16 protein-coding genes and 1 rRNA gene are annotated in these 11,881 nt (G+C 40.7%); 4 read left to right on the top strand and 13 right to left on the bottom strand.

The annotated features are described in order from the left end of the window. Positions 1 to 40: 40 nt before the first annotated feature. Positions 41 to 155, top strand: a 5S ribosomal RNA gene (rrf, locus tag E0H81_RS07645). 260 nt (positions 156 to 415) lie between these two features. Here the strand turns inward: rrf and E0H81_RS07640 are convergent. The 5 genes from E0H81_RS07640 to rplM form a co-directional block, all read right to left on the bottom strand. Further along, positions 416 to 1,078, bottom strand: a complete 663-nt coding sequence (locus E0H81_RS07640; RefSeq protein ID WP_131317890.1) for a hypothetical protein — start codon at positions 1,076 to 1,078, stop codon at positions 416 to 418. A 19-nt stretch (positions 1,079 to 1,097) separates the two neighbouring features. Next, a complete protein-coding gene (locus E0H81_RS07635) occupies positions 1,098 to 1,535 on the bottom strand; it encodes a ClpXP protease specificity-enhancing factor (protein WP_131269345.1) in 438 nt (145 codons plus the stop codon). Between the two features lie 11 nt (positions 1,536 to 1,546). After that, complete coding sequence (locus E0H81_RS07630) at positions 1,547 to 2,200, bottom strand: glutathione S-transferase N-terminal domain-containing protein (RefSeq protein WP_131269344.1); 654 nt, start codon at positions 2,198 to 2,200, stop codon at positions 1,547 to 1,549. A gap of 330 nt (positions 2,201 to 2,530) precedes the next feature. Then, positions 2,531 to 2,917, bottom strand: coding sequence for a 30S ribosomal protein S9 (rpsI, locus tag E0H81_RS07625; RefSeq protein WP_067864908.1), 387 nt, complete (start codon positions 2,915 to 2,917; stop codon positions 2,531 to 2,533). A gap of 12 nt (positions 2,918 to 2,929) precedes the next feature. Then, positions 2,930 to 3,358: a 50S ribosomal protein L13 gene (rplM, locus tag E0H81_RS07620; RefSeq protein ID WP_067864911.1), complete on the bottom strand. Its 429-nt coding sequence runs from the start codon at positions 3,356 to 3,358 to the stop codon at positions 2,930 to 2,932. Between the two features lie 325 nt (positions 3,359 to 3,683). Here rplM and pdxA point away from each other — a divergent pair, with 325 nt between their 5' ends. From pdxA to E0H81_RS07605, 3 genes are read left to right on the top strand one after another with little or no spacing between them, the layout of a single operon-like run. Further along, positions 3,684 to 4,652 carry a 4-hydroxythreonine-4-phosphate dehydrogenase PdxA gene (gene pdxA / locus E0H81_RS07615; RefSeq protein ID WP_131317888.1) on the top strand — a complete coding sequence of 323 codons (969 nt, stop codon included), beginning with the start codon at positions 3,684 to 3,686 and terminating at the stop codon, positions 4,650 to 4,652. A 33-nt stretch (positions 4,653 to 4,685) separates the two neighbouring features. After that, positions 4,686 to 5,498 (top strand): 16S rRNA (adenine(1518)-N(6)/adenine(1519)-N(6))-dimethyltransferase RsmA, encoded by an 813-nt coding sequence (rsmA, locus tag E0H81_RS07610; RefSeq protein WP_131317886.1) that lies wholly within the window; start codon positions 4,686 to 4,688, stop codon positions 5,496 to 5,498. Between the two features lie 15 nt (positions 5,499 to 5,513). Further along, complete coding sequence (locus E0H81_RS07605) at positions 5,514 to 6,347, top strand: symmetrical bis(5'-nucleosyl)-tetraphosphatase (RefSeq protein ID WP_171458584.1); 834 nt, start codon at positions 5,514 to 5,516, stop codon at positions 6,345 to 6,347. A 72-nt stretch (positions 6,348 to 6,419) separates the two neighbouring features. Here E0H81_RS07605 and E0H81_RS07600 read toward each other — a convergent pair whose 3' ends face one another. From E0H81_RS07600 to hflX, 8 genes are all read right to left on the bottom strand, one after another. After that, the gene (locus E0H81_RS07600) at positions 6,420 to 6,869 is read right to left on the bottom strand and encodes a DUF2147 domain-containing protein (RefSeq protein ID WP_131317882.1); all 450 of its coding nucleotides are present in this window, start codon (positions 6,867 to 6,869) and stop codon (positions 6,420 to 6,422) included. A gap of 165 nt (positions 6,870 to 7,034) precedes the next feature. Then, entirely contained in the window at positions 7,035 to 7,487 is a 453-nt protein-coding gene (locus tag E0H81_RS07595; protein WP_131317880.1) for a DUF2147 domain-containing protein, read from the bottom strand. Between the two features lie 160 nt (positions 7,488 to 7,647). Then, the gene (locus E0H81_RS07590) at positions 7,648 to 8,097 is read right to left on the bottom strand and encodes a DUF2147 domain-containing protein (RefSeq protein WP_131317878.1); all 450 of its coding nucleotides are present in this window, start codon (positions 8,095 to 8,097) and stop codon (positions 7,648 to 7,650) included. A 149-nt stretch (positions 8,098 to 8,246) separates the two neighbouring features. After that, positions 8,247 to 8,693 (bottom strand): DUF2147 domain-containing protein, encoded by a 447-nt coding sequence (locus E0H81_RS07585; protein WP_131317876.1) that lies wholly within the window; start codon positions 8,691 to 8,693, stop codon positions 8,247 to 8,249. A gap of 162 nt (positions 8,694 to 8,855) precedes the next feature. Further along, positions 8,856 to 9,302 carry a DUF2147 domain-containing protein gene (locus E0H81_RS07580; RefSeq protein WP_131317875.1) on the bottom strand — a complete coding sequence of 149 codons (447 nt, stop codon included), beginning with the start codon at positions 9,300 to 9,302 and terminating at the stop codon, positions 8,856 to 8,858. Positions 9,303 to 9,387: 85 nt separating this feature from the next. Further along, a complete protein-coding gene (locus E0H81_RS07575; RefSeq protein WP_131317873.1) occupies positions 9,388 to 10,062 on the bottom strand; it encodes an LrgB family protein in 675 nt (224 codons plus the stop codon). A gap of 10 nt (positions 10,063 to 10,072) precedes the next feature. Then, positions 10,073 to 10,444 carry a hypothetical protein gene (locus tag E0H81_RS07570; RefSeq protein ID WP_131317871.1) on the bottom strand — a complete coding sequence of 124 codons (372 nt, stop codon included), beginning with the start codon at positions 10,442 to 10,444 and terminating at the stop codon, positions 10,073 to 10,075. 43 nt (positions 10,445 to 10,487) lie between these two features. Beyond that, positions 10,488 to 11,819, bottom strand: coding sequence for a ribosome rescue GTPase HflX (gene hflX, locus E0H81_RS07565; RefSeq protein WP_131269334.1), 1,332 nt, complete (start codon positions 11,817 to 11,819; stop codon positions 10,488 to 10,490). Between the last annotated feature and the right edge of the window lie 62 nt (positions 11,820 to 11,881).

Below are 11,881 nucleotides of genomic sequence, written 5' to 3'. Positions count from 1 at the left end.
CCGCAAGATAAGACCCGAGCAAGTATCCATAAACAGTTGTGCTGGCGACAATAGCAAGAGTGAACCACCTGATCCCTTCCCGAACTCAGAAGTGAAACCTCTTTGCGCTGATGGTAGTGTGGGGTTACCCATGTGAGAGTAAGTCATCGCCAGCTCATTATTCCTAAAAATCCCCCTCCGCTATAAAGCAGAGGGGGATTTTTTTATGCGCGGAATAAATGTAAAGCAAAAGCAAAAAAGAAAAGTTCCCGCAACCAGCGAAAAAATCGGGAGCAGCGTTAATCCCGGTTTTTATTTCATATGTTTATATTGATAAAATCAGCTTTTCCATGCTCTAGGCAAAAAAGGAATTAATAAAGGCTTAAAAAAATCGCCATTTAGGCGATTTTTATCTTTAACTAGAACTTAAACTATTTTAGTTAAACATTTGAGTTGCAGCAGAATATAAAACCCAGAGAATAATAATAGCAACTACAGGTTCTAGAATTTTGGACCACCCTGGAACTGTAGTATTAGCTACTACTGCAGCATTGTGTTGATCTTCACTAACATCAGTATGTTGTTGACTTACCATTTGATTAAACTCCTTCATCGTTGAATCTAATGATATCTCTTCTTGCATAATTGGTTTAGAGCCTTTTAACTCTAACAGGTCGTTTGTTGACCAAACCCAATCAGGCGCTTGACCTGTAAGATGTTCAATTTGTCCTAAGAGTAATTCATGTAATCCTCGTACTTCGAGATTACCAATGTCATTGAGTTGCTTGAGCTCTGCCAGTTGTAAGCGCAATATCTCTGTGACTGCTGGCTCTAATTCACTTTTAGCTAATGTAGACTGGTTTTTTGGAGAAGTGGTCAGGTGGCGTGCAACCTCTTGTATAAAGAGCTCATCGGGTGAGGAAATTTCCTGATAAACTTTTTTGTCATTAGAACGCCAAAGTGTAATCAATTTACCCAACACAAGCGCATTTATTTCTAACAAATGCTCTTTTTTATCTTCTCTAGAGTATTGCCCGAGAAGCTGAGGCTTTTGAGTGTTAATCTGCTCAGCAAAATATTGTACTAAATCAAAAGCCATCAATTTACTCCATATTGTTTTAGTCTAATAACCGTAAACTTGGTTTTTTCTTAGTCTTGGGTTGTTCAGTTTCTTCTGAAAGTGTTGTTGATTTTAAAGTATCTTCAGGGATTTGGGTATCTTCATATTCACTTGGATCAAAGAATAGACCTTGACCATTTTCACGCGCGTAAATGCCCATCACTGCATTTAAGGGTACATATATATCACGTGATACGCCCCCAAAACGAGCGGAGAAAGTAATGGTAGCATCGCTTATATTTAATTTATGTACCGCATGAGGGGCGATATTTAAGACAATTTGTCCATCTTGAATAAATTGTTCTGGAACCATGGTGTTGGGTTGTGTGGCATCAACAAGTAAATGTGGGGTAAGGTTGTTGTCACAAATCCATTCATAAATTGCACGAGCGAGATACGGACGGGTGGGAGTGAGGTTTAATTCCTGATCAGACATTGAAAGATACTCTATTGATTCACTAAAATTTCACGATATTTATTTTTTTCCTGCATGGTCATAGACTTGATAAAAGCAGGACGGCTAAATATCCGTTGGCAATATAATAAAATGGGACGGCAATGTTGTTTAGGGAGTTCAATCCCCATGGAGTGTAACCGTAAAAAAATTGGCGCTAACATGCAATCTAAAATTGTAAAATTTTCTGACATAAAATAGGGGAAATGCTGAAATAATGGCGTTAGAGAGATGAGTATCTCACGCAATTGTTTTTGCGCTTTTGCCTTCTCTTTTGCATTTAAGCTATCTGGGTGACGCAGCATGACATCTGCAAGCTTTAACCAATCTTGTTCAAATCGCCAAATATATTGGCGCTGTTCAGCACGCGGCATAGGCGCATCCGCATATAATTTATTTTGACGATAGCGATCATCTATATATTCGGAAATAATACTGGTATTGAACAGTTTAAGTTCATTTTCAATCAGCATCGGAACTTGGTTGTATGGATTTAAGCTAGCGAGATCTTCATCGTCTTCATCTACAATAATCAGATGATATTTAATTTGCTTCTCGGCAAGGACATAACGAATCCAGTGTGAGCGAAAGTCATCTGCATGGCTATAGAGTGTAATTCCTTGAACAGGTGCGGTTTCGACGGACATAATCCCAAACAAAGCAAAAATGAATAGAATAGGATACTAAAATTCAACCTAAAAAGCACCAAGCATAAAAGATGAATCGATTGAAGACGATGTAAATTATAAGAAAATAACTGGAGGATAAGAAATTATGATAATTAAACTGGGTTTTATGCTGCTTTTTATTTTAATTGGTGTTGCTAACTACTATCTGAGTAAGTCTTTTTGGTGTCATGAGGGAGTGTGGGGTAAAGATGTGCATAAGCAGTAGAAGAACAAAGGCCTCACCTAAATTTTTAGGACATAAAAAAGCCTTGGATGAACCAAGGCTTCTTGTCCGATTCGGTAAACGAATTAACGTTTAGAGAACTGAGGACGTTTACGAGCTTTACGTAAACCAAGTTTCTTACGTTCAACTTCACGAGCATCACGAGTAACGAAACCAGCTTGACGAAGAGCAGGTTTTAAAGTTTCGTCAGAAGCGATCAATGCACGAGTAATACCGTGACGGATAGCGCCTGCTTGACCACCAATACCACCACCAGCAACAGTGATGTAAAGGTCATATTTTTCAGTAACTTCTAAAAGCTCAAGCGGTTGACGAACAACCATACGAGCAGTTTCACGACCGAAATATTGTTCGATAGAACGGTTGTTAATTACGAGTTTGCCTGTACCAGCTGACAAGAAAACACGTGCAGTTGCGGTCTTACGGCGACCTGTACCATAATTAGTAGCCATGTGCTGTATCCCTTAGATGTCCAAAACTTGTGGCTGTTGAGCTGTATGTGGATGCTCAGTACCAGCGTACACTTTCATTTTTTTGATCATTGCATAACCAAGAGGACCTTTTGGTAACATACCTTTAACAGCTTTTTCTAAAACTGCTTCAGGTTTGTGAGCGATTAACTTCTCGAAGTTAGTCTCACGGATACCACCAGGGAAACCAGTATGGCGATAGTATTTCTTATCCTGAGCTTTTTTACCAGTCACAGTAATTTCTTCAGCATTGATTACAACGATATAATCGCCAGTGTCAACGTGAGGAGTATAAGAAGTTTTATGCTTACCGCGTAAACGACGAGCGATTTCAGTCGCAAGGCGACCTAAAGTTTTGCCAGAAGCATCAACAACATACCAGTCATGTTGAACTTCAGCTGGCTTAGCGCTGAGAGTTTTCATTAAACCACTACCTATTATAGTTGGTTTGGACTATGGAATCTGTCCAAACAAAAGGAGACGCGATTCTAAACGAATACGTGAAGAATCACAAATGAAAATGTAGAATTTCAAGCGCTACATTTTATAGGTAAAAGCTGTAATGTGCAAAGAATAATCATAACTATTTTTATATTTTTCACAGAATGAATGGAACTGTGTATTTCTCTACTACATGATGAGGAACTGATACGTATTTTCTGTTCGAAAATAGAGCTTAGGGAAAAACTTGTTTATCTAACCTGTATATAATAATGCTATTCGAGCGCAGGTCAAACGAGACGAAAATATGCTTCCTTTATATGTAACCAGTGGTGAACCAGCAGGTATAGGTCCAGACATTTGTTTAAGTTTGGCAATGCGTATTGATGAACGTCCTATTGTGGTTTTGGCTGATCTGAATTTATTAAAAAAACGTGCTAAAACCCTAAATCAAACTATTGAACTGATTGAGTATCAAGGACAATTAGAATCTTCAGCACAAGGTCAATTATATGTTGAGCATATTCCACTCAATATTGATGTTGTACTGGGTGAATTGAACCCGAACAATGCGGCTTATGTGTTAGAACAACTGCGTCGTTCCGCTGATTATGCCATGCAGGGTAAAAGTGTGGGTGTTGCCACAGCACCCGTGCAAAAATCGATTATTAATGATGCCGGCATTCACTTTAGTGGCCACACCGAATATTACCAGGAATTTGCTGATGTTGAACGTGTGGTAATGATGCTCGCAACCAAAACCTTACGTGTGGCACTGGCGACCACACATCTCGCTTTACGTGACGTTCCAGACGCCATTACCACGCAGCGTTTGCACCAAGTGATTGATATTCTAATTCATGACTTAAAAACCAAGTTTAAGATTGAGCATCCGCATATTTTAGTCTGTGGCTTAAACCCGCATGCAGGCGAGGGCGGGTATTTGGGCATGGAAGAAATTGAAGTGATTAATCCTGTGCTTGAAAGCTATCGGGCACAAGGCATCAATATGAGTTTGAGCCTTCCAGCCGATACCCTGTTCACGCCTGAAAATTTAAAAGATGCAGATGCCGTTCTGGCGATGTATCACGATCAAGGCTTACCTGTGTTAAAATCTCAAGGATTTGGTGAAGCCATCAATATTACTTTGGGCTTACCTTTCATTCGAACTTCTGTCGATCATGGCACAGCACTCTCCCTTGCGGGTACCGGACTTGCGAAAAGTTCCAGCCTGCACGTTGCTGTCGATTTAGCCCTCGATCTGGCGCGCCACTGATTATTGTTCATCACTCACGTTGGAAATGTTTTTATGTATCAAATTAATGCCTTAAACCCAAAAGAAGAAGGGCATCAGGCTCGAAAACGATTTGGTCAAAACTTTTTACATGACCAGCGTGTCATTGCCAAAATTGTACGCTCAGTCAATCCGCGTCCAGGTCAAAATATTCTCGAAATTGGACCGGGTTTGGCCGCGTTAACCTCACCATTAATTGGCGAGTGTGATGCCTTAACCGTGCTTGAGCTGGATCGTGATTTGGCAGCAGGTCTACCGGGTCGTGTACCGCATCCTGAACGTTTAACCATTATTGAAGCCGATGCATTGAGATATGATTATTCTCAACTGTTCCAGGAAGACCGTCCATTACGTGTGGTTGGCAACTTGCCGTATAATATTTCAACTCCACTCTTATTCCATCTCTTGGAATTTGGTGACAAAGTGCAAGATATGCACTTCATGTTGCAAAAAGAAGTGGTAGATCGGATTACCGCTTTGCCAAATACCAAAGAATATGGCCGTTTATCAGTGATGATCCAGTATTACTGTAAACCGACATTTTTATTTGAGGTGCCACCAGGATCTTTTAATCCACCACCCAAAGTGACCTCTGCGGTATTTCGTTTAGAGCCATACGCAGTAAAACCGATTATTGCCAAAAATGAAAAAGCTTTGGCGCGTCTGGTTTCACATGTATTTACTCAGCGTCGTAAAACGCTGCGTAACAGCTTGAAGGGTATGTTGGTGGAAGATGCCTTCGAGAAAACCGGTATTGACCCGATGGCACGTCCAGAGACCTTATCTATGGCACAATTTGTTGCTTTGTCAGATCAAATGGTGGCTTAAGTGGTTCGCTCTGAAATTCGATACAATTATGTCATTGGTGATGTTCAAGGCTGTTTTGAAGCCTTAAAAGCCTTGCTAAAAGAAATTAAGTTTGATCCCGATCAAGATTTTATCTGGTTTGCTGGTGATTTGGTTGCACGTGGTGAAAATTCGCTTGGTGCATTGCGGTTTGTTAAAAAACTTGTTGATGGGGGAGTCGCCGCAACAGTTTTGGGCAATCATGATCTGACCCTTTTAGCCTGCGCGCGTGGTTTAAAAGAGTTGAAAGACAAAGACAATACTCGTGATGTAATTGATGCGATTGATAGTGATGACCTGATTGACTGGCTGCGTAAACAACCCTGGTGTCTTTTCCCCAATGATCACACCATTTTGACTCATGCGGGTATTCCATGCATTTGGTCAGCAGAACAGACTTCTGCTTTGGCAAAAGAAATTGAAGCGATTATCAGTCATGAAGATTTTGCCGTGGTCGATGCTTTCTTGGCTGATATGTACGGCAAAGAACCTGATCTTTGGTCAGATGATCTGGAGGGGAATGCACGCTTACGTTGTATTACCAACTATTTAACCCGTATGCGTTTAACCAGCAGTGAAGGCCGTTTAGAGTTTAGCTTTAAAGATACACTTGATGATCCCATGCCTCAGGGTTTTAGACCGTGGTTTGAGTTTGAATCGGAAGCTGCGAAAACCCATCAACTGATTTTTGGACACTGGGCAGCATTACAGGGTAAAACCATCAATCCTCAGATTCAAAATGTCGATGGTGGCTGTGTTTGGGGTAAACAGTTGATTGCCTATCGTCTGGAAGATAAAGAAATATTTAAAGTCGATAATCCAGTGATGTAATATTTGAATGACTTATAAAATAAAAAAGCCACATGATGTGGCTTTTTTTACGGGTATTTGTTGAGTTGCAATTTACTCAAGTCTAATCCAGGTTTGACTACGTCCCAAGGTTGAAACACCCATATAGGCTCTCAAAGTTAGACGTTTACCTGTAGCATTCAGCTTGATTTTTGCGTCATAAACTTTGCCTGCAAGCGGATCAATCACACGCCCTTTTTCATAGTTATTGGTTCCTGATACATGCTTTAAGCCTTTAATGATTTCCATACCCAGAATTGGGTCGTTGGTATAAGGCGCAGGGCAGTTATTACAGGTATCACGAGGTGTATAGCCAGGACGAGGCGTGACTTTAACAATTTTACCTGTGTAGGTCTGATTGGCTTCTTTATGAATTTTGATGATCGCTTTGGCCGCTCCTGATTTATCATCAATTTGCTGCCAAACTCCAGAAATATCCTCGGCAAAAACATTGCCACTGAAAAACAGGCTCGCTACAGTTGCAAGCAATATATTCTTTTGCATATAAAACCTTTGCATAATTCATGATTTTTATCAATTCGGTATATTAGGCGGTTTGTGTGATTAGTCAATATTCTGCAGAGTATGCAAAAAATAAAATCATTTTATTGACGAATGTAAAAAAGCCACATCACTGTGGCTTCTTATTGAGCTTAAATACTGGATTGGTTAATCTGCACGAAGCCAAGTTTGGCTGCGGCCTAGTGCTGAGATCCCAACATAACCACGTAAGGTTAAGCGTTTGCCATTGGCACTGAGTTTGACTTTAGCATCGTAGACTTTGCCTGCAAGCGGATCAATCACACGGCCTTTTTCATAGTTATTGGTCCCTTCAACATGCTTTAAGCCGGTGAGAACATCCATGCCTAAAATGGCTTTGTTGGTATAAGGGGCCGGGCAGTTGTTGCATAACTTTTGAGGTGTATAACCTGGACGAGGCGTAACTTTAATAATTTTACCCGCATAAGTATTATTGGCTTCTTGTCGAATTTCAATAAGCGCTTTAGGTGAACCGGTTTTATCGTCAATTTGTTGCCAAGTCCCCGACAGATCTTGTGCCAGTACATTTCCACTGAAAAGTAAGCCAACGAAAGTAGTAGCAAGTAAAATATTGTTTTTCATATCAATTCCTTCGACTGTGGAGAGTAATTTTTTTATCCATAAGACCATATTATGAGCGTTTAAGAATTAGTCAATATATTGCGTCATAAAAAATCAAAATAATGTGAAATATTTAAATAATAATGAATGAAAAGCCATATAACGCGGCTTTTTTTCAGGATTAATCACTTTTAATCCAGGTTTGAGTTCGGCCCAAGGCAGAAATTCCCACATAACCGCGTAATATAAAACGTTTACCGTTGGCGGAAACTCGTCCTTTCAAGCCATATATTTTTCCTGTCAAAGGATCCAGTACCCGGCCGTTGGCATAATTATTTCCATTGATATGTTGTAAACCCTTAAACACTTCTAATCCCAATATCGGTTGATCTGTGTAGGGCGGAGGGCAACGGAAACATGTTGCTCGGGGTGTATAACCTGGGCGTGGGGTTACTTTGATAATTTTTCCGGAATAAGATCCATTGCTTTGTTTCTCAATTTCAATCAGTGCCTTAGGTGAACCTGTTTTATCATCAATTTGGATCCAAGTACCAGCGATCTCCTGAGCAAAAACCGAAAAACTGCTGATGAGTGCTACAAGAAATGTAGTCGCGATTGCCATTTTTTTCATAAAATTTCCTTATTTATATAAGTTCACGATCCTGTTAACTTATTTTAAGTTGGAGGAGCGATACGAAATTAAGCAATCGTTTGAGATAAAAATTGAAGCGCTTATTCGTACCACACTAATCCTCTATGCTGAATTGTAATGAGCATAATTTAATCTTGTTTAATCCATGTTTGACTACGACCAAGTGCAGAAACGCCCACATAACCACGTAGCGTGAGACGTTTACCATTGGCACTTAATTTCGCTTTTCCGCTGTAAATTTTACCGGTGAGTGGGTCAAGAACTTTGGCATTTACAAAGTGGTTATCATTGGCAGCTTTCAAGCCGGTTAGAATATCTAAGCCTAAAATGGGTTTATTGGTATAAGGTGCGGGACAGTTTACACAGGTCTCCTTTGGGGTATATCCCGGGCGCGGGGTTACTTTGATAATTTTTGCTGTATAAGTACCGTTGGTTTCTTGGCGCATTTCCAAAATTGCTTTTGACGAGCCTGTTTTATCGTCAATGGTTTTCCAGGTTCCGCTAATATCATCTGCTAACACACTCCCACTAAAAACTGCACTAGCAAAAACCGCACATAATAGATTCTTCTTCATATCAATTCCTGTGAATGTGGAAAAATATTTTTATTATCTATATAAAGATATAATGATCGTTTAAAGATCAGTCAACCTATTAGTTCATGAAAATGAAAAATAATGTGAATTATTTAAACAATAGGGAAGAATAAAGCTACATAGTGCGACTTTTTGTCATATTTAGTCGTTTCTAATCCAAGTCTGGCTACGGCCCAAAGCTGAAACCCCGACATAACCACGCAAGGTTAAGCGCTTACCATTCGGGCTTAATTTCGCTTTCATACTGTAGATGTGGCCACTCAGGGGATCAATAATCTTGCCCTGAGTAAAATTGGATCCTGCTGCGGGTTTTAAGCCTTTTAGAACATCCATGCCTAAAATAGGTTTGTCTGTATAAGGCGCTGGGCAATTTACACAGCTTTCTTTGGCTGTGTAGCCTGGACGGGGAGTGACTTTTACAATTTTTGCGGTATAAGTACCGTTGGTTTCTTGACGAATTTCAAGAATCGCTTTTGAAGAACCGGTTTTATCATCAATATTTTTCCAGCTTCCTGAAATGTCTTCTGCAAAAACAGCACTACTGCTGACAGATAGAAGTAGCGCTGCTAAAATTTTGAAATTTCTCATCAAAAAACCTTTCGATAACTTTATGAACAGTTTTTATCATAAGGTTAAATTTTGACTATATAAATGTATATTAATGAAGTCCCAGTCACATTTTTTGCAAATAGAGTATAAACGTTGGCAACCAGATGGCAGTGAAGACGGCATTTACTGCCATGCCAAAAGCCGCATAACGGCCTGCCACACTGCCTCGTTGCCATGCCTGTGCAGTTCCAATGGCATGTGCGGCCAAGCCTAATGCCAGACCAGAGGCTCTTTCATCGTTAATATGACGCAAGATAAATGGCGAAAAAGCAGCGCCAATTACGCCTGATAAAATGACAATTAAAATGACCAAGCTCAGTGGGGCATGTAACAGTGTGGCGATATTAATGGCAATAGGGGTTGTTACCGCCCGAGTTGCAAATGCCATAATGCTAGCGTCAGACATATGCAATAAATAGGCAAGTCCCATTGGTAAAGCCACCGCACTAATACTGGCAAAAACCAAAATACCAACAATGGCTTTGAGTGGTAAGTCATCATAACGCATGGCTGCAAGCGGAATGGCCAAGGCAACGGTGACATAGCCAAGCAAATGATTAAACAGAGGATTGACCTGTGTCATATAAGATTGGTAAGGAATCCCAAACACAAACAGCAATCCAATAATGAAAAACATGCCGATGACAATGACAGGAACTTGTGGAAGCCTTTTATTTAAAGGTTTGGCAATCAGGTAGGCGAACAGGGTCAATATAAAACCGTAGAGTACTGCTAACATCATATTTCCCTTATAACCAGCGCTTGGCCATTTTTGCGTAAACCCATAATGGAATCAGGGTACTGATAACCATCACCCCAAGAAAAACAGGAATTTCCTTTCCCATGTGTACCAACATAATCAATGAGCCGGCACTGATCGGTAAAAAAGCAAAGGCACTTTCTTTCATGATTTTGTTATTGGTATCGACTAAACGCGCGGGTAATTTGTGGACATTTCTCCAAATAGACAAGCACAGCAACAAGCTAATCAAGCCGACCAAATTACCCAGTTCAGGATGATTAAATTGCGTCATTAACCATACTGCTCCCTCACGGAAGCAGATGATTAAGGCCAGCGTCCCAATCCATGCTGGCCAGTCGATTGTTTTTATCCAGTCCATTTTTACCAAACTTTAAAATTATACTTATCACGTTTTAACCGATTTATCTTTTGATTTCAAATTCCTCAAGCGGTTTTTTAAATTGGATGGCTTTTTTTCCCAGAATTTCATCAATCGGTAAATGGGCCTGTTTAATCAGTTGCTCCAGTTTTTGTGGGGCAATAATGATGTGTAAATGCAGGTTGCCTTCATCATCATGATGTTCAGTCTGAATGACATTTAGCGCATACAGTTGGGTGCGCAATTTTCCATATTCGGGTTTTAACACCAGCTCGAAACTTTGCAGCTGTCCCATCAAGCATTCCTGAACGGCTTGGCGTAACAAGTCCAAGCCTTGGTTGGCGTGTGCAGATACATAGACACGATCGGGCAAGTGCGGTTTGGCATACACAATTTTGGCATCTTCACCGCTGATATCGATTTTGTTGTAGACGCGCAGTACCGGAACATCGACACCAATTTCTTTTAACACCGATTCTACGGCTTCAATTTGTTCCAACATATCTGGGCTGCTGGAATCAATGACATGCAGCAGCAAGGTCGCCTCAGCCGTTTCCTCAAGTGTGGCTTTAAAGGATTCGACCAAGGCATGGGCCAAGTTACGGACAAAACCCACGGTATCGGCCAGAACCAAGGCACCAATCCCATCCCAATTTAAACGGCGTAAAGTTGGATCGAGTGTTGCAAATAGTTGGTCTGCCGCATAAACATCAGAGCGCGCCAATATATTAAATAATGTCGATTTACCCGCATTGGTATAACCGACAAGGGATACCGTTGGAATAGCGGCTTTCTGGCGTGCAGAACGACCTTGCATACGGGTTTGACGAACTTTTTCCAGTTTGTCTTTTAATTGTCCAATGCGTAAACGGAGTAAACGACGATCCGTTTCCAGTTGTGTTTCACCCGGTCCGCGTAAACCGATCCCGCCTTTTTGACTATCTAAACTGATACCGCTGCCGACCAGTCGTGAAGACAAATAATCCAATTGTGCCAATTCAACTTGAAGCTTACCTTCATGCGTACGGGCGCGTTGGGCAAAAATGTCGAGAATAAGCCGTGTACGGTCAATCACGCGGCATTGAATCACTCGTTCTAAATTACGTTCTTGGGAAGGACTCAGGGTCTGATCAAAAATGACCAAATCTATTTCTAATTCTTTAACTTGCTCCGCGATTTCTTCTGCTTTACCCGAGCCAATAAACAGTTTTGGGTCAGGCTTGATACGTTGAGCGGTAATATGTTCTACAATTTCAGCACCCGCTGACTGGGCCAATAAGCGAAATTCTTCTGCATCAAGGTCATCTAAAATTTGCACAGAGACACTTACTAATAGGGCACGTTCGCCACCTTGATGTCGCTCAATATATTCCACTAAATGCTATCTCAACTACGTTAAAACTTCATTCTAGTAGAAAATAAGCAGGGATAGTGAAA

This window comes from Acinetobacter terrestris, from assembly GCF_004331155.1.
Lineage (GTDB): Bacteria > Pseudomonadota > Gammaproteobacteria > Pseudomonadales > Moraxellaceae > Acinetobacter > Acinetobacter terrestris.
This window is presented reverse-complemented; position numbering and strand designations above follow the sequence as displayed.